General features: G+C 43.7%; 13 protein-coding genes and 1 pseudogene. 7 read left to right on the plus strand and 7 right to left on the minus strand.

What is annotated here, in order from left to right; all coding sequences use genetic code 11:
- Window positions 1–36: 36 nt before the first annotated feature.
- From J0656_RS00660 to J0656_RS00685, 6 genes are all read right to left on the minus strand, one after another.
- On the minus strand, window positions 37–315 hold the full coding sequence (locus J0656_RS00660; RefSeq protein WP_207030736.1) for a F0F1 ATP synthase subunit delta/epsilon: 279 nt from the start codon (window positions 313–315) through the stop codon (window positions 37–39).
- 111 nt (window positions 316–426) lie between these two features.
- The gene (atpD, locus tag J0656_RS00665; protein WP_207030737.1) at window positions 427–1935 is read right to left on the minus strand and encodes a F0F1 ATP synthase subunit beta; all 1509 of its coding nucleotides are present in this window, start codon (window positions 1933–1935) and stop codon (window positions 427–429) included.
- A 162-nt stretch (window positions 1936–2097) separates the two neighbouring features.
- Window positions 2098–4857, minus strand: a complete 2760-nt coding sequence (locus J0656_RS00670; RefSeq protein WP_207030739.1) for a TonB-dependent receptor — start codon at window positions 4855–4857, stop codon at window positions 2098–2100.
- 210 nt (window positions 4858–5067) lie between these two features.
- Window positions 5068–6915 (minus strand): glutamine--fructose-6-phosphate transaminase (isomerizing), encoded by a 1848-nt coding sequence (gene glmS, locus J0656_RS00675; RefSeq protein ID WP_207030741.1) that lies wholly within the window; start codon window positions 6913–6915, stop codon window positions 5068–5070.
- Window positions 6916–7042: 127 nt separating this feature from the next.
- On the minus strand, window positions 7043–8851 hold the full coding sequence (locus J0656_RS00680) for a DUF4270 domain-containing protein (RefSeq protein WP_207030743.1): 1809 nt from the start codon (window positions 8849–8851) through the stop codon (window positions 7043–7045).
- Window positions 8852–8856: 5 nt separating this feature from the next.
- Window positions 8857–9666 (minus strand): glycogen/starch synthase, encoded by an 810-nt coding sequence (locus J0656_RS00685; RefSeq protein ID WP_108245840.1) that lies wholly within the window; start codon window positions 9664–9666, stop codon window positions 8857–8859.
- A gap of 102 nt (window positions 9667–9768) precedes the next feature.
- Between J0656_RS00685 and panC the strand changes: the two genes are divergently transcribed.
- The 7 genes and pseudogenes from panC (at window position 9769) to J0656_RS00720 (ending at window position 16817) form a co-directional block, all read left to right on the plus strand.
- Window positions 9769–10617: a pantoate--beta-alanine ligase gene (gene panC, locus J0656_RS00690; RefSeq protein WP_207030744.1), complete on the plus strand. Its 849-nt coding sequence runs from the start codon at window positions 9769–9771 to the stop codon at window positions 10615–10617.
- 12 nt (window positions 10618–10629) lie between these two features.
- A complete protein-coding gene (gene panD, locus J0656_RS00695; protein WP_127137328.1) occupies window positions 10630–10980 on the plus strand; it encodes an aspartate 1-decarboxylase in 351 nt (116 codons plus the stop codon).
- A gap of 3 nt (window positions 10981–10983) precedes the next feature.
- Window positions 10984–11949 (plus strand): lysylphosphatidylglycerol synthase transmembrane domain-containing protein, encoded by a 966-nt coding sequence (locus J0656_RS00700; RefSeq protein WP_207030746.1) that lies wholly within the window; start codon window positions 10984–10986, stop codon window positions 11947–11949.
- 25 nt (window positions 11950–11974) lie between these two features.
- Window positions 11975–13117 (plus strand): alpha/beta hydrolase, encoded by a 1143-nt coding sequence (locus J0656_RS00705; RefSeq protein ID WP_207030748.1) that lies wholly within the window; start codon window positions 11975–11977, stop codon window positions 13115–13117.
- 134 nt (window positions 13118–13251) lie between these two features.
- A complete protein-coding gene (gene radA / locus J0656_RS00710) occupies window positions 13252–14610 on the plus strand; it encodes a DNA repair protein RadA (RefSeq protein ID WP_207030750.1) in 1359 nt (452 codons plus the stop codon).
- A gap of 50 nt (window positions 14611–14660) precedes the next feature.
- Window positions 14661–16115: pseudogene (locus J0656_RS00715) on the plus strand (PQQ-binding-like beta-propeller repeat protein); the annotation flags it as partial.
- A complete protein-coding gene (locus J0656_RS00720) occupies window positions 16101–16817 on the plus strand; it encodes a c-type cytochrome (protein WP_237688825.1) in 717 nt (238 codons plus the stop codon). The pseudogene J0656_RS00715 and the gene J0656_RS00720, both read left to right, overlap by 15 nt.
- Here J0656_RS00720 and J0656_RS00725 read toward each other — a convergent pair whose 3' ends face one another.
- On the minus strand, window positions 16818–17858 hold the full coding sequence (locus J0656_RS00725; RefSeq protein ID WP_207030756.1) for an NADP(H)-dependent aldo-keto reductase: 1041 nt from the start codon (window positions 17856–17858) through the stop codon (window positions 16818–16820). It lies immediately after the preceding gene.
- Between the last annotated feature and the right edge of the window lie 14 nt (window positions 17859–17872).

Below are 17872 nucleotides of genomic sequence, written 5' to 3' on the forward strand. Positions count from 1 at the left end.
ATGGAGCGGCTTTCTTTGTGAATGAATTCATTTATTTTAATCAGCTAGGACGATAACTTTATTGTCCTTCATCTCCACTGTTCCACTTGATATGGCCAAAACGGTCTCTCCATTGTTTCCTTTGGAAAACTTATCGGCAAAAGCTTCATCAATTGTGATGTTGCCTTTGACCCTTACGTTACCCTTTTGTAACAAAGAAACGATGGGTGCGTGGTTCTCCAACATCTGGAACTCACCATTTACTCCTGGTACCGTAACAGAGGTTACGTCGCCTGAGAATAAAGTAGCTTCGGGTGATACTATTTCTAAATACATATTTCCTCTTGTCATTCCCGTGCAAATGGGAATCTTTTACAATTTGACTAAATTTCTAATGAGGATTCCTGCTTTCCCTTCGACTCCTCTCAGGGTCCCGCAGGAATGACATTACGCTTCCGCCAACATTTTCTCTCCTGCCTCGATAGCTTCCTCGATGGTTCCTTTAAGGTTAAAGGCAGATTCTGGCAAGTGATCAAGCTCACCGTCCATAATCATGTTAAATCCTTTGATGGTCTCTTTAATATCAACCAATACCCCAGGAATACCCGTAAACTGCTCAGCTACGTGGAAAGGCTGGGACAAGAAACGCTGTACACGTCTTGCTCTACCTACGGCCAATTTGTCTTCTTCAGAAAGTTCCTCCATACCCAAGATGGCGATAATATCCTGAAGTTCTTTATAACGTTGCAACAACTCTTTTACACGTTGTGCACAATCGTAGTGCTCTTTGCCCAAAATATCGGGAGTCAAAATCCTAGAAGTAGAATCCAACGGATCCACAGCAGGATAAATACCCAACTCGGCAATTTTACGGGAAAGTACGGTAGTTGCATCCAAGTGAGCAAATGTTGTCGCTGGTGCAGGATCCGTCAAGTCATCCGCGGGAACGTAAACCGCCTGTACGGAGGTAATAGAACCTCTTTTTGTTGATGTAATCCTTTCCTGCATGGCACCCATTTCTGTTGCCAATGTTGGTTGGTAACCCACAGCGGATGGCATACGACCCAAAAGTGCCGATACCTCGGAACCTGCCTGGGTGAAACGGAAAATGTTGTCTACGAAGAAAAGAACGTCTTTTCCTTGACCTTCTCCAGATCCATCACGGAAATATTCTGCAATGGTCAATCCAGACAATGCCACACGGGCACGGGCCCCTGGTGGTTCGTTCATCTGACCGAACACGAAGGTAGCCTTGGATTCCTTCATCGCCTTTTTATCTACTTTGGACAAATCCCATCCTCCTTCTTCCATGGAGTGCAAGAAATCGTCACCGTATTTTATAATACCTGATTCCAACATCTCACGAAGCAAATCGTTTCCTTCACGGGTACGTTCCCCAACACCTGCGAACACGGACAAACCACCGTGACCTTTTGCAATGTTGTTGATCAACTCTTGGATCAATACGGTTTTACCTACCCCGGCACCACCGAACAATCCAATCTTACCACCCTTTGCATAAGGCTCGATAAGGTCGATTACCTTGATACCTGTAAAAAGTACTTCGGTAGAAGTGGAAAGGTCCTCGAATTTAGGTGCTTCACGGTGAATTGGAAGTCCATTGTCTCCAGCTTTAGGAAGGTTTTCCATACCATCGATGGCATCTCCGATTACGTTGAATAGACGACCGTAAACTTCTTCTCCGATCGGCATTTGAATTGGAGCTCCTGTGGCAACTACCTCAACACCTCTACTCAAACCATCGGTAGAGTCCATAGAAATGGTTCTTACGGTATTCTCACCAATATGTGATTGTACTTCCAAAACCAATCTTGAGCCATCAGCTTTTGCAATTTCAAGGGAGTCGTAAATTCTTGGGATCTCTACCCCTGAATCAAACTCAACATCAATGACCGGGCCTATAATTTGGGCAACCTTACCTGTTACTTTAGACATTAGTGTGTTTATTTATAATTGAATACGCGGAAAATGACCGCTATTTTTTCGGCTGCAAAGATATGCTTTTACATTTTTATTCAGAAACCGATTTCAGCTTTTTTTTAAAGAAAAAAGGCGTTGGATTTCCCAACGCCTTTAGTTCTGCTTTTTTACTGTCAATTAAGGATTTATGGTCCAAGACAAATAGTAAATGGAACCTATGAATCCTGTACCGATGGCAGTGTAGTACTCATCGCCCAACAGGTTAGATCCTCCCAGTTTGAAAATAGACTTGATAGATGGTACGGAGTAATTGACCTGAGCATCCAAAACGGTATATGCCGGAATATCTCCATCTGCGAAGGAAGCTTCCCAATAGTAGCTGTCGCTCCATCTGTAGTTTACATTGAAACCAAAGTTTTTAAATAGTGCCGCATTACCAAAGGATGCCTTCACCTTGTGCTTTGGTGTGTTAAAATTGGTTCTAAGGTCAGGGTACCTGCCTTCATCGATATCCAACTCTGCAAAGGTATAGTTCACACCCAAATCAAAATTTCCAAGCTTGGTGTCAACACCAACGGTTGCTCCGTAAGAGTTGATATCCGCTTCCGAGTTTGTATAGGTTTGATAAACTTGAAAATCTCCATTCTGCAGGGCCAACAATGAAAGACCTCCATCTCCTGCTTCGCCGTAGAATGGAACCGCAGTAGTGGTATTCGCCAAAAAGTTGGAATAACTGTTGTAATATCCACTCAAATCGATAGTGAATTTACCCACTTGACCCCTATATCCAGCCTCAAAGGCTGTAATTTCTTCTGGTTGAACCAATGGCGTGTTGACCGCTTCCGGTGCTCCTGCCTGTAAGGAAGCTGTTGAGTATGCATTCTCGTAAGCATCCCTACCTACAAGTTGTACCGTGGACTGACCAATAAGGGCCTGACCAGGTGCACTTACCTCAAAAGTACGTACATCCCTATCCAGGTTTGCCGGTGCGGACCCTACCAAGATAGCGCGTCCAGCATTTAAACCGATGAACAAATCCTGGGTAGTCGGGTTTCTAAAACCTTGTTGCACGGAAACCCTTAGGTTATGATTCCTTTCCTCGCCCAAAGTATACGCGAACGAAACTCTTGGTGAAAGGAACCCATCAAAAAATTCGTTTTTATCGTAACGGGCAGAACCGGTAAACTTTAAACGGTCATCCAAAAACTTTTTCTGGACTTGAAGGTAGGCACCGTATTCGTTGTATTTGATAGGACCGTCGATATCGGTAAAAATGGTTCCGTTGGAGTTCAATTCATATTCCCTGAAAGATCCACCGATTTGAATATCGGCCCAATCATCAATCAAATGGGCAATGTTGTAATTACCGTTTACGTGACGGAACTTGGTTTTGTCAATAAATTTGGCTCCTGTTGTTAAATCCCCATTGTTGATCACACTGTTGAACGCACTTTCAAATGCAGGAGTTCCTGGAATCAATCTTCCTTGGTCGGCCGCCTGTCTACCGGCTATATGTGCTTGGGCAGAGGCCTCCTCCGGGGTCAACCCCGCTCCTTGAATGCCACCTAAATATGTGGGGATATAAGCCCCAGCATAATCCGTAAACCATTGGGTATCCGATTTCCATGCCCTGTTTACGTTGATGGCTGCGAATCGAGTATCGTAGGCGTCCCCTGAATTTTCAGAAACAATGTAGCCCCTAACAAAGAAATTATCATTCTTGATTTCCAAACGGTGCTGTTGCATAGTAAATCCTGCGACAGCATATCGGTTAGCACCTTGATAAATAGTGGTACCCCTACCAATTCTACTGTTAAGAATCACCTCCAAATCATTAGCAAAGGGCCTGATGTGTACGGCAAAATCCGCCTTAACACTTTCCGCATTATAGTTGGCCAAATCGGCTTCATCATACCCTGTTCTTGAAATAGTTGCAGACCCAACGGTTCCAGAGGGGAATCCCGCTGCTGCGTCAAAGTCCAAGGTAGTTGAGACTTCATCCCCATATACATTTAATCCATCGTAAGCCGGATTGGAGCGGTCGGCTCCTGGATTGTTCAAATCCATGCGGCTGTTGGCATGCCAATCCTCACCGTTTAAAACGGAAAGATTGGCCTTTACCGCTACTTTATCACTAAAGGCGTGGGCAGCCCGCACACCAAAATCTTTATAAAAATTGCTTCCGGCTGCATCCTGAGTAGTTACCCCGCCTTTGGCATAGGCGCTTATTCCTTGAAAATCGAATGGGTTTTTACTGGTCATGAATAAAATACCGTTGAACGCTCCTGCACCATATAATGCGGAAGACGCACCTGGCAATATCTCAACGCTCTGTACATCCAGTTCGGACATACCCACAAGGTTACCCAGCACAAAGTTAAGACCGGGAGCAGTGTTGTCCATACCATCTACCAATTGCAGGAACCTGTTGTTGGCAAATGTGGCAAAACCCCTTGTGTTTATGGATTGAAAGGTTAAACTGTTTGTGTTGATATCCACCCCCTTTAAATTTTGAAGTCCGCCATAAAAGGATTCAGCGGTGGTATTCTTGATTTCCTTGAGTCCAAATCGCTCCACCGACACGGGTGACTCAAAAATACGTTCGGGCGTTCGTGATGCAGAAATTACGATTTCGTCGAGCATCGTATTGGCCTCAGAAAGCGTTATGGTAAGCGTTTGATTGTTCGACGTAACATTTGCTGTAAAATCCGAGAAGCCAATACTTGAAAATTGAAGTCGAAATGGAGGGACTGCATCCGTATTAAAGGTAAAATTTCCATCAAAGTCCGTAGTGGTTCCTTCTGCCTTCCCCACCAGAACCACGTTGGCTCCCGGTATGGGCTCATTGTTTTCATCAACTACCTTTCCCTGTATAGTGGTTTGACCATAGGACGCCAAACCCAACAGCATTAGGGAAACAAACATAAGTTTTTTCATTTGCTATGGATTAGAGTTAATTTAGTTTTTGTGCGTGTTAAGTATCAATCGGGAAGATACATTTTTTTTTATTCCGATTATACAAATTTGAAAAAAATTATGCATGCATAATACTTTTTTGGCAAAAAATCCCACCCAAATATACGGTTTCAATAAAAAAGGCGCTGTTTCAAGCGCCTTTTCAATCCAAAAGATATATTTTTTTAGGTATTATTCGACAGTCACCGATTTTGCCAAATTTCTTGGTTGGTCCACATTGCACCCCCTCATTACAGCTATATGGTACGATAGTAATTGTAATGGTATGGTGGTCAGAAGCGGCGACAAACTTTCCGATGTTTCCGGGACTTCGATTACGTGGTCTGCCAATTCCTTTACGGTTTGGTCTCCCTCAGTTACAATGGCAATAATCTTACCTTTTCTAGATTTGATTTCTTGAATGTTACTGACCACTTTTTCGTAGTGTCCTTTCTTTGTGGCAATAACCACAACGGGCATTTGCTCATCGATAAGAGCGATTGGACCATGCTTCATTTCTGCCGCAGGATATCCTTCGGCGTGGATATAGCTAATTTCCTTCAGTTTCAATGCTCCTTCCAGAGCAACAGGGAAATTATATCCCCTACCCAAATACAAACAGTTCGATGAATCTTTATAGGTTGCGGATATTTCCTCCACCAAGGGATTGGACAAAAGTGCTTTTTCAACTTTTCCCGGAATAGCCTCAAGTTCCGCCAAATATTCGTGGTATTTGGATTGAGATAATGTTCCCTTTTCTTGCGCCAATTTCAAGGCAATCAAGGTCAATACGGTAATCTGAGTAGTAAATGCCTTTGTGGAAGCTACGCCAATTTCGGGTCCTGCATGGGTGTAGGCTCCTGCATGGGTCTCCCTTGCTATGGATGAGCCCACCACGTTACAGACTCCAAAAACAAACGCTCCTTTTTCCTTGGCCAATTTAATCGCTGCCAATGTATCGGCAGTTTCCCCGGATTGGGAAATGGCTATCAGGACATCCTTTTCGGTTATTACCGGGTTACGGTACCTGAACTCCGAGGCGTATTCCACCTCTACTGGTATCCGTGCCATGTCCTCAAAAATATACTCGGCAACCAAACCTGCATGCCAAGAGGTACCACAGGCCACTATTATGATTCTATTGGCATTTAGGAATTTTTCCAAGTTTTGGTCTATCCCTGCCATTTTAACTATGCCCTTGTCCGCCAATAGACGTCCACGGTATGTGTCTTGTATAGCCTTGGGCTGCTCGTAGATTTCCTTGAGCATAAAGTGGTCGTAACCGCCCTTTTCTATCTCTTCTAAATTAAGTTGAAGTTCCAAAATGTTCGGATAGGCGATGGCATCGTCCTTGATCTTACGCATTTTGATTTCCTTGCCTATCCTTATAATGGCCATCTCCTCATCTTCGAGATAAACGGCATTATTGGTAAACTCTATAAAGGGAGAGGCATCAGAGGCAATAAAATACTCGTTTTCCCCTATTCCGATCGCCAATGGGCTACCCAATTTGGCAACCACGATTTCATCCGGTTTATTTTTATCGAAAACTGCAATGGCATAGGCGCCGACCACTTGGTTCAATGCAATTTGTACGGCTTTTCCAAGTTTTACCCCTTCTTTGTTCTTAACTTCCTCTATCAGGTTGACAAGCACCTCGGTATCCGTATCGGACTCAAAAGTGTATCCTCTTTTTTTCAATGCTTGCTTTATGGATTCATAATTTTCGATGATTCCATTGTGAATAATCACCAAGTCACCTGAATTTGAGTAATGCGGGTGGGAGTTTACATCGTTTGGCACACCATGGGTTGCCCATCTTGTATGGCCAAGCCCCAATTTCCCACTGGTAGGGATGGTCGCTTCGGCCTTGGTTTTTAAATCCTCTACCTTGCCTTTTGTTTTGGCCAAATGAATGTTATTTCCATCGAACAAGGTCACCCCGGCACTATCGTATCCCCGATATTCGAGTCTTTGCAAGCCTTTAATGATTACCGGATAGGCGTCTCTATGTCCGATATAACCAACTATTCCACACATAAGATTTTTTTTAAGTTAATAACCATTGGGGGGTTAGTCATCAAAATTAAAAGGTTTGATTTAAATTATTTGGTTGTGATGGCTTAAAACGATGAACGTCCAAAAAACCACGATAAATCAATCCCAATTAGTTGGCCTGGGTGTAGAAGATTTCCAGTTTTAGTTTTTTATCCTCAAACTCGTTGGGCACATTGCTCCCATATAGAACAGTACCCAATGGGCTAACCGTAGCTGCAACAGGATAATCGATTCCTTGCATATCACTTCCAATTGCTTCGCGAAGTCCTACAATGTTTATATTGGGCGTTAAAGTTAACCCTAACCTCGCGTTCGTGGAGTCACGCACTATAATATTGTTGATATGCTCCGTAATGCGTATTTTATATTTCACTCCCCTGTTATTTTCTTCTTCCAAAAATCCACCATGGTTTAGAAAGTATGTAAACGGGTTCGTTCCTCCATTAATGGTAGGATCTTCGTTCGAAGCATCGAAAATGGGCCTGTTTGTTTCTGCATTATAGATGTAAAGCCTCGGTGGTTCGACTACCGAAGCATCTACAGCTTCCTGATCCACATAGAATACAAGATTGGCCTCGTTGATTATCCAACTGTTCTGTTTAATCTGATTGATTATATCTTCCCCACCGTTGATTACCTCGTCAAACAAACGTACCTCTGTAACGGCAGCACCTCCCTTTACATAAATTCTAGAAGCGTTCTCTCCATTGTCCATTGCGCTTACCACCTCTGGCGGTAACATTTCATTCTCAAAAACATTTACTGCATTACCGGTAACACCTGTTTGTTGTGAACTAATCAAAAAGTTCAAGACGAAGTCTTTTTCCGCCGTAACGGTCTCTTCGGCCTCGGCATCATAGTCATCGTAGGTATAGGTTATGGTAATGTTTGCGCGGGTGAGATCCAACAAAAACATTAATTCTTCCATATCTGTTCCCGTCAAATGCACTCCCCGAAGGAAATTTTTAAAGTTTGAATTGTTCAACAGCTCAGACTGACCTTCTTTATCCAAGATATTCTGTTGAAAAAAATCGGGATTCAAAGGAATATGAATCCCCGGAGGTATTCTATCATCTACAACGGTTTTCGATTCGTCCACATCGGTATCGGGATCATCTTCAGCCATTATAACTGTCTCAATATCATCAATTATCACGGTGTTTTCACCTGTAATGGTAAGCTCTTCGCCGATAAAGCTGGAGAAATCCTGGTTGGAGTAATATTCTTGTGCCTGCTGAAAGTTTGAATTGGGGTCCAAATCCCTAAGAAAGTAGTTAGACCTTGAGACTACGATGTCAAATGTTTGGTTTCTGTCTCCGTAAATACTATCCAAATCAAACCTGTTGGGATATACATTGGGCGTAAAATTGTCTCCGGTTCCATCTTCATCGGGATTATACGGATCAGAACCGATTATTCTTTCTTGATTGTCGCTAACCCCATCGCCGTCCCAATCAGAGTTTGGGTCATCGGCATCATCACCATTTTCAAGATCATCGGGAACCCCATCACCATCCCTATCAGGTGAGGGGGCCGTTAAAAAAGGAATGTTAAGAAATACCTCCTTGACGGTTTCGTTTTCCTGATCATTATCGGGGTCATCCTCATTAGCTTGTGACAAATCCCCAAATGTTGGTGAACCTGTGGTCAATTGGAGCTGTGAAATAATGCTCGCCTTTCTTTGACCATATATAGGGTCGTTGAAGGTACCTAGTTGATATACGGGCAGCCTATTGGTCTGAACAGCGGTTATGCCCTTGTTGTAGGCAAACACGTCATACTCAACTTTACCTGTTGTAAAAGGCTCACCATCAATAACGCCTTCACCTATGGTATCCAACTCCTCTTCACAAGAGACAATTAGTAAAAACAAAGTTCCAAACAGTGCCGAAACCTTGAAAATATTGGAAAATCTCATTCAATCTATTTTAAAACCTCTGTATTGTAGAAATTCGTGTATGCCTCTTCCGCTTCTTGAAGTGGAACGTATGGCAAAACTGGTACGGAAAGATTGTCAATATGGCTTTTTAGGTCATCGGACAAATCATCCGCGGCTAAAATAACGGCATCGGAATGATCTACGGCAACCTTTAACAAATTATTATACTCGGGCTTGGACAGTACCGAAACCTCCTCTTTGTCAATACCATCAAAAGCAATTTTATCGATCATTGTAGCATCCAGCTCTCCTTCAAAATCTTTACCATAGACAGAAGTAACTATCCTACTTTCGGAGAACAATGGCTCATCTGCATAATACTTTCTTAGGTAAAGAGGCACCATGGAAGCCATCCAGCCATGCACATGGATAATATCAGGGGACCAGTTCAATTTTTTCACTGTCTCCACAACTCCCTTAGCAAAGAAAATGGCGCGTTCGTCATTATCAGGGAACAAATTCCCGTCAGAATCGGCAAAAGTGGCCTTTCTTTTAAAATATTCGTCGTTATCTATAAAGTAGACTTGTATTCTTTCCTTAGGTATGGAAGCTACCTTTATGATCAAGGGCATATCCATGTCATTGATCACCAGGTTCATCCCCGATAAACGTATGACCTCATGTAGTTGATGCCTCCTTTCGTTGATGTTTCCGTACCTTGGCATAAAAATGCGGATTTGACCACCATTGCTGTTCACCATTCTTGGTGCTTCATACGACATTAAGGAAACAGGATTCTCTGGGAGGTAGGGAACTAATTCAGAAGATACAAACAATACCTTTTTACCATTCATAAACGCTTTCTTTTGTTTATCCGAAAAACATAGCTGCAAAAGTACAAAAATTATGCTGATTAGCTGTATTTATAGTATTTTTGCACCCTTTTGTACCTGTATATGAAGATATTCGACCTTAAAAAAGAACTGAGCACCTTTACCAATGAGCAGCGAAAAAAAGACCGCACCATTGGTCTCGTACCCACCATGGGCGCGCTTCACACAGGTCATATCTCCTTGGTAAAAAAAGCACTATCGGAAAATGATTTGGTCATTGTCAGCATTTTTGTAAACCCGACCCAGTTCGACAAAAAAGATGATCTGGATAAATATCCACGAACATTCGAGAAAGATATTGAGCTTTTGAAGCAGGTTTCGGACCATATTGTGGTTTTTGCCCCTACCGTGGATGAAATTTATGGAGGTAATGTTACATCCGAAACCTATGAGTTTGATGGTTTGGACAAGGTAATGGAAGGCGAGTTCAGAACAGGACATTTTGATGGCGTAGGCACCATTGTGGAGCTTTTATTGAGAACCGTAGCCCCCGACAGGGCCTATTTCGGCGAAAAGGATTTTCAGCAATTACAGATTATCCGAAAAATGGCCGAAATCAAAGATTTGCCTTTTGATATTATCGGCTGCCCCATTGAAAGAGAGCCGCACGGTTTAGCCATGAGCTCCCGTAACGAAAGACTATCAAAAGAAACGCGCGAAGAAGCTGGTTTCATCCATAAAACCCTACTAGCTGCCAAAGCCGAATTTGGCATGAAAAGTGCTACTCATATAAAAGATTGGGTAAAATCCGAATTTGAACAACATCCTTTGTTTGATCTGGAATATTTTGAAATCGCGGACGAGAACACATTGACCCCCGCTTTAAAAATTCAGGACAACCAAAAATATAGGGCGTTTATAGCCGTTTACGCAGACGGTATTCGCTTAATTGATAATCTAAGATTGAATTGATAATTTTGCACCATGCAAGTAGAAGTCGTAAAATCTAAAATTCACCGAGTAAAAGTTACCGGGGCAGACCTCAATTATATAGGTAGCATCACCATAGACGAAGATCTTATGGACGCTGCCAATATCATCAGGGGCGAAAAAGTGCAGATCGTAAACAACAACAACGGTGAGCGATTGGAAACTTATGCCATTCCAGGCCCTAGAAATTCTGGAGAGCTGACCCTGAACGGTGCCGCTGCCAGAAAAGTGGCCGTGGGAGACGTATTGATCCTGATCACCTACGCTTGGATGGATATCGAAGAGGCAAAAACATTTAATCCAGCATTGGTGTTCCCCAACGAGGAAACCAATCTACTCAAATAAATTTTGGGCAAATCCCTAAAAAAATTCCTTAAGATATTTGTGCCCATTGCCGTTGGGCTATTTTTGGTTTGGTACTCCTACAACTCCACCACACCGGAAGAACGAAAACAAATCATCCATTATATTTCCAATGCAAGCCCGTTTTGGGTGGCCATTTCCGTAATCATTGGCATATTGAGCCATATTTCAAGGGCCATTCGCTGGAAATACCTCTTGGAGCCTTTAGGATACAGGCCCAAGACCGTCAACACCATATTCATTGTTCTTATTTCCTATTTTGCCAACTTGGGAATACCGCGTTCGGGCGAAATATTAAGGGCGACCGCCCTTACCACTTACGAAAAGGTTCCGTTTGAAAAAGGATTTGGGACCATCGTCACCGAAAGGGTCATAGACCTATTGATGCTTCTGGGCATCATCATGATCACCTTGGTACTTCAAACCGACTTCATCCTTGGGTTTCTGGAAGAAAGAGGCGTAAATATCATCGGTGCCATGGGAATATTGCTTTTTGGTATTGTTGGACTCTTTCTGGGGTCTTACATCATCCGTAAATCCAAATCGCCCTTGGCATTAAAACTGAAAGGCTTCCTCAACGGCTTGCAGGATGGTGTCCTCAGTGTTTTTAAAATGAAGAACAAATGGCCTTTCATACTTCATACTTTGTTTATCTGGGGAGCCTATTTCGGCATGTTCTGGGTCATAAAATATACCGTGGAAGAAACCATTCCATTATCCTTGGGCCAACTCTTGGTCGCCTTTGTCGCCGGTGCCTTTGCCATGTCCACCACAAATGGCGGAATCGGCCTTTACCCCATTGCTGTGAGCGCTGCATTGGGCATCTATGGCATCAGTTCCGTTTCGGGCGATGCGTTCGGCTGGATCATGTGGATAGCACAAACCATAATGGTCGTTGTTTTCGGTACAATATCCTTTATTGTATTACCGTTATTGAATAGAAATCGGTAAGCCCAAACCGCCTAAATCTTGACCAATGAAAAAATGTCTATTTCTACTGATAGGCTTTACTTGCTTGAACCTGAGCGCCCAAGTAAAAAAGGAAATCTTTGAATCCTTTAAACTGCAGGAACGCCGGGATGTTTCCTACTATTTTCCCGAAGATTACTCCGAAGAAAAATTATACCCATTGATCGTGGTCTTGGATGCCGAACACCTGTTTGACCTAGTAGTGGCCAATGTAAAATTCCAGAGCCGGTTCGATCGCATGCCCGAAGCCATCGTTGTGGGAGTTGATCAATTAAAAAATAACCTAAGGCTGGAAGATTGTGACTTTGATGAAGTTTCCGGTCTGCCTACGGAAAAAGGCAAAATGTTCTACGAGTTTTTGGGAACGGAATTGATTCCGTATTTGGAGACAAGCTACAAAATAGCGCCCTTCAAAATGTTCGTGGGGTACGACATCACAGCCAATTTTGGCAACTTCTATTTATTCAAGGATCGTTCTCTCTTTAATTCATATATCAGTATTTCGCCCGTTTTGGCAACCGAAATGGAAAGCAGGGTGCCGGCCCGTCTGTCCGAACTGGACCAGGTCATCTTCTATAATTTGATTGTGGAAAAACAACCTACCGATGATAGGCAACGTATCCTTCAAATGAACGCAAGCATCAAATCCATTACCAAAGAATCCCTGCATTACTTTTTTGATGAATATGAAAATGCCGACCACACTTCCATAGCAGCGTATGGAATAAGCAAAGCTTTTGATAACGTCTTCCGAATCTACAGACCCATTACACCGGCAGAATATAAGTCCGATATTTTGACATCCGAAGAGCCCGTCTTCAATTATTTGGAAAACAGATACCAAACCATAGAAGATCTCTTCGGTTTTGAAAAGCCCGTGGAGCTCAACGATATTATGGCCATTTATGCCGCTTGCCTCAAAAAAGAAGACTACGAGTCCCTACAACCTTTGGCCGACCTCTGCAAAAAGGAATTCCCGGAGACCATGATGGGTTTTTACTTTGAAGCGGAATACTACGAATTTATCGGAGAACCCAAAAAAGCGTTCAAAACTTTTGAAAAAGCCTTCCAAATGGAAGAAATCGACTTTTTGACCAAGGATATGGCCCTCGAAAAAATTGATGCACTCAAGGCTGACTTTGGGTACTAGCAACTTGGATTATTGGATTGATTCGATGTTTGGATTGACTTGACTAAGGTCTATCGGTCCAAAAATCCAACAATCTAAAAAACCATGCAATCCACCATCTAAATCCATATCTTTAGGCCCCTCATTTAGTTTGAATGGCCAAGACCAAAATAGCATTTTTTTGTCAAAACTGCGGAACCCAATTCCCCAAGTGGATAGGGCAATGTTCCTCTTGCAAGGAATGGAATACCATTGTGGAAGAAGTTGTCCAAAAAGAGGATAAAAAAAGTTGGAAAACCGATACCGTTGCAAAACAAGCCAACAAACCGCTACGTGTTTCCGAGATTACCCAAGAAAAAGAACTCCGTTTGGACACCCTCGACCAAGAATTCAATCGTGTGCTGGGCGGCGGGCTGGTACCAGGGTCATTGACCTTGTTGGGCGGAGAACCAGGTATTGGAAAAAGTACCTTACTGCTCCAAATTGCACTGAAATTACCTTACAAAATTCTTTATGTTTCGGGCGAGGAAAGTCAACGGCAGATAAAAATGCGGGCAGACCGTATTCAGCCCAACAGCGAAAACTGTTACATCCTTACCGAGACAAAAACACAAAATATTTTTCACCAAGTTTCGACCATCGAGCCCGATTTGGTCGTCATCGATTCCATTCAGACATTGCATACCGATTATATTGAATCTGCCGCGGGCAGCATTTCCCAAATACGTGAATGCACAGCAGAACTCATCAAATTTGCAAAGGAAAGCCACACACCCGTTATTTTGGTAGGACACATCACCAAAGATGGTACCATAGCAGGCCCCAAGATTTTGGAACATATGGTGGATACCGTTCTCCAATTTGAAGGCGACCGCAATTATGTGTACCGAATCCTTCGATCCCTCAAAAACCGTTTTGGCTCAACCGCCGAACTCGGCATTTACGAAATGCAGGGCAGCGGACTCCGTGAAGTGAACAATCCTTCGGAAGTATTGATTTCAAAGAACGATGAAGACCTCAGCGGCACGGCCATCGCCGCGACCGTAGAAGGTATGCGTCCCTTATTGATTGAGATTCAAGCTTTGGTGAGCACCGCCGTTTATGGCACGCCACAACGTTCCGCCACAGGATTCAATGCCAAAAGGTTGAACATGCTCTTGGCCGTTCTGGAAAAGAGGGCAGGTTTCAAACTGGCAGCTAAAGATGTTTTCTTGAATATTACTGGTGGGATTTCCGTGGACGACCCGGCCATAGATTTGGCGGTTATGGCTGCCATTCTATCCAGCAACTCGGATATCGCCATAGAAAAAGGCATTTGTTTTGCCGCAGAAGTCGGGCTGGCAGGAGAAATCAGGCCTGTGCAACGCGTGGACCAACGCGTCCTTGAAGCCGAAAAACTGGGCTTCTCCAAAATTTTTGTCTCTAAAAATAACAAGATTGGACTAAAACAGTCTGGTATCCAAATTCAAAAAGTCTCCAAGATTGAAGATGTGGTGGCACATCTATTCGGATAAACCAGTAATTGCGGGTTTCTTTCTATATTTAGTGAACATTCAAACCGCACATGAAAAGATATTTTCTCATCATCTCCCTCTCTATTCTCATTTCCTGTAACGATTCAAATCCAACTAATACAGACAAGGCCTATTTCACCACATGGGAACATTATTTGGGCGACCCCGAACGAACACATTTCTCCAACCTTGACCAAATTGACACCACGAATGTTTCTCAATTAAAACTCGCTTGGAGTTACAAAAGTGGAGGGCTACAAGAGGGCAGAACCACACAGATACAGACAAGCCCCTTAATGGTTGAAAATGTACTTTACGGGGTAAATGCAGCCATTGAACTGTTCGCCATCGATGCTAAAACAGGAGAGGAAATCTGGAAGTTTTCACCGAAAAGTAAAGATGAATCTGGCTTGGGGCTCAACCGCGGATTAAATTATTGGAAATCTGATGGCAAGGAACCCAGTCGTATCTTTTTCTCATCGGGTCCAAAATTGTATGCCATCAAACTTGAAACGGGCCAACCCATTTCAAGTTTTGGCGATAACGGCAGTATAGACCTTAGGAAAGGCTTGGACAGAGACCCGAGCAAATTGTCCGTGGTCTCCAATGCACCGGGGGCGGTTTTTAAAAACATTTTGATTCAGGGCACCCGAGTGGGCGAAGGACCTGGCTCTTCTCCGGGACACATTCGCGCCTACAATGTGCTCACCGGTGAAATTTTATGGACATTCCACACCATTCCACAACCCGGTGAGTTTGGCTACGATACGTGGCCTGCCGAGGCATACAAAAAGGTTGGTGGCGCTAATAGCTGGCCCGGCATGGCATTGGACAACGATCAAGGCATTGTCTACATTCCCACCGGTTCAGCAGCGTTTGATTGGTACGGGGGCGACCGCGAAGGGTCCAACCTCTTTGCCAATTCCCTATTGGCACTCAACGCAAACACAGGTGAGCGGATTTGGCATTATCAAATGGTGCACCACGATATTTGGGACCGCGATTTGCCCGCACCACCCAATTTAGTTGATATCGTTAGGGACGGAGAGACCATCCCTGCCGTTGCTCAGGTTACTAAAAGCGGTCATGTATTTGTGTTCAACAGAATCACGGGAGAACCTCTGTTCCCCATCGAGGAAAAAGCCTATCCCAGCTCCAAATTGATTGGAGAAAAAGCATTTGAAACACAACCATTGCCATTAAAACCTGCGCCATTTGCATGACAGATTTTAACAGAAAACGATTTATATGCACCGAATCGAACCGCCTTTGTAGATGATTTGGTGCCAGGCAACGAAACCGATAAAGCACCCACCGTGCTAGAAAAATTCAACTCCATTACATCACAAGGGCAATTTACCCCTATGGATACCACCGGAGTGATTCTATTTCCAGGGGCCGATGGTGGTGCCGAATGGGGCGGGGCTGCACTTGACCCCCGTGATGGTGTAATGTATGTAAATGCCAACGAGATGGCTTGGATCATTAAAATGAAAGAAGTTGGTGACGGGTCGGAAGGCTCAAGCGTTGGCCAAAGTTTGGCGCAAATTCACTGCGCCAGATGCCATGGTGGCGATTTGCAAGGTTTGAACGGAATCCCTGAACTTCAAAATGTGAAGCTAAGGTTGGAAACCGACTCGATAAAAACCATTATCCAAAAAGGCCGAGGCGCCATGCCAGGCATGCCAAATCTTTCCGAAGAAGAAACCAATGCCATCACCGAATTTTTAGTTGGTATGGAAGAAGCCAAGGACCACAGGGTGGAAAATACAAAAATAGAGGTACCGTATTCCATTTCGAGCTTTGCTAGGTTCAAGGACGATAGAGGCTTTCCTGTGGTAAAACCGCCATGGGGAACTTTGAACGCCATCGATCTTAATACGGGCGAATACTTGTGGACAGTACCTTTGGGACATGAAGAAAGTCTAGACGACCCCAACAATCCCGTTTCAGGGCTTGAAAATTATGGGGGACCCGTTGTCACTAAAGGTGGCGTGCTTTTTATTGCAGCTACCAAGGATGAGAAAATACGAGCGTTCCATATGAAAACGGGAAAAAAGCTTTGGGAAGACCAGCTTTCCTCAGGAGGATATGCCACACCGATTACCTACCAAGTTGATGGCAAACAATACGTGGTGATTTCCTGTGGAGGCGGTAAAATGGGCACCCCTTCCGGTGATGAATACCGTGCTTACGCTTTGGAATAACTAGGGCGCCGGATTCGGAATAGCATTGTGGATTTCCTCAATGCCCTCCAATACCTCATCGGAAAGGTCCACATGGATGCTTTCAATATTTTCCTTGAGCTGCTCCATACTCGTGGCACCTATAATATTACTTGTTAAAAAGGGTCGGGTATTTACAAAGGCCAATGCCATTTGGGCCATGCTCAAACCATGTGTTTTTGCCAATTCTGCATATTGTTCTGTTGCAGCAACAGCTGTATCACCACTATATCTGCTGTAATTTGGGAACAAGGTCACCCTCGCCTTTCTCGGTGGAATCTCGGTAAGATATTTTCCGCTCAATGTTCCGAATCCAAGGGGAGAGTATGCCAAAAGCCCAATCTGTTCCCTCATGGAAATTTCGGAAAGTCCTACCTCGAACAAACGGTTCAAGAGGTTATATGGATTTTGAATGGTCATCATTCTGGGCAAAGATTGATGGACCTTGCTCTCTTCAAGATAACGCATGCTTCCCCAAGGTGTTTCGTTGGACAATCCCACATGGCGAATTTTACCTTCGGCAATTAAATCACGCAGTGTTTCCAAAACTTGGTGAATATTATCATCCCAAACATCTACCGCATGGGCATTGTATCCCCGCTGTCCAAAATAATTCGTGTTCCGCTCCGGCCAATGGAGCTGGTATAGATCAATATAATCCGTTTGCAACCGCTTCAGACTGCCCTCTACGGCACTGACAATGGATTCCTTGCTAAAACCTGTACTGCGTATATGGTTTGCAGCATGTCCCGGTCCAGCAATCTTGGAGGCCAACACTACTTTATCCCTGTTTCCTGTTTTTTTGAACCAGTTCCCAATAAGTTCCTCGGTTACGGCATACAACTCCTTTTTTGCCGGAACCGGATACAATTCAGCCGTGTCGAAGAAATTCACTCCTTCATCCAGCGCATAATCCATTTGTTCATGGGCTTCATCTTCGTTGTTCTGACGTCCCCAGGTCATGGTGCCCAAGCAAATTTTGGATATGCGGATATCGGTATGTGGGATTCTGGTATATTTCATTTTTTACAAGTTTA

Source organism: Flagellimonas aurea (assembly GCF_017313785.1).
GTDB classification, from domain to species: domain Bacteria; phylum Bacteroidota; class Bacteroidia; order Flavobacteriales; family Flavobacteriaceae; genus Flagellimonas; species Flagellimonas aurea.

Bases quoted from the DNA above. Each gene is read 5' to 3' on its own strand.
- J0656_RS00660 (WP_207030736.1), bottom strand. From the start codon at position 315: ATGTATTTAGAAATAGTATCACCCGAAGCTACTTTATTCTCAGGCGAC.
- atpD (WP_207030737.1), bottom strand. From the start codon at position 1,935: ATGTCTAAAGTAACAGGTAAGGTTGCCCAAATTATAGGCCCGGTCATT.
- J0656_RS00670 (WP_207030739.1), bottom strand. From the start codon at position 4,857: ATGAAAAAACTTATGTTTGTTTCCCTAATGCTGTTGGGTTTGGCGTCC.
- glmS (WP_207030741.1), bottom strand. From the start codon at position 6,915: ATGTGTGGAATAGTTGGTTATATCGGACATAGAGACGCCTATCCGGTA.
- J0656_RS00680 (WP_207030743.1), bottom strand. From the start codon at position 8,851: ATGAGATTTTCCAATATTTTCAAGGTTTCGGCACTGTTTGGAACTTTG.
- J0656_RS00685 (WP_108245840.1), bottom strand. From the start codon at position 9,666: ATGAATGGTAAAAAGGTATTGTTTGTATCTTCTGAATTAGTTCCCTAC.
- panC (WP_207030744.1), top strand. From the start codon at position 9,769: ATGAAGATATTCGACCTTAAAAAAGAACTGAGCACCTTTACCAATGAG.
- panD (WP_127137328.1), top strand. From the start codon at position 10,630: ATGCAAGTAGAAGTCGTAAAATCTAAAATTCACCGAGTAAAAGTTACC.
- J0656_RS00705 (WP_207030748.1), top strand. From the start codon at position 11,975: ATGAAAAAATGTCTATTTCTACTGATAGGCTTTACTTGCTTGAACCTG.
- radA (WP_207030750.1), top strand. From the start codon at position 13,252: ATGGCCAAGACCAAAATAGCATTTTTTTGTCAAAACTGCGGAACCCAA.
- J0656_RS00720 (WP_237688825.1), top strand. From the start codon at position 16,101: ATGAAAGAAGTTGGTGACGGGTCGGAAGGCTCAAGCGTTGGCCAAAGT.
- J0656_RS00725 (WP_207030756.1), bottom strand. From the start codon at position 17,858: ATGAAATATACCAGAATCCCACATACCGATATCCGCATATCCAAAATT.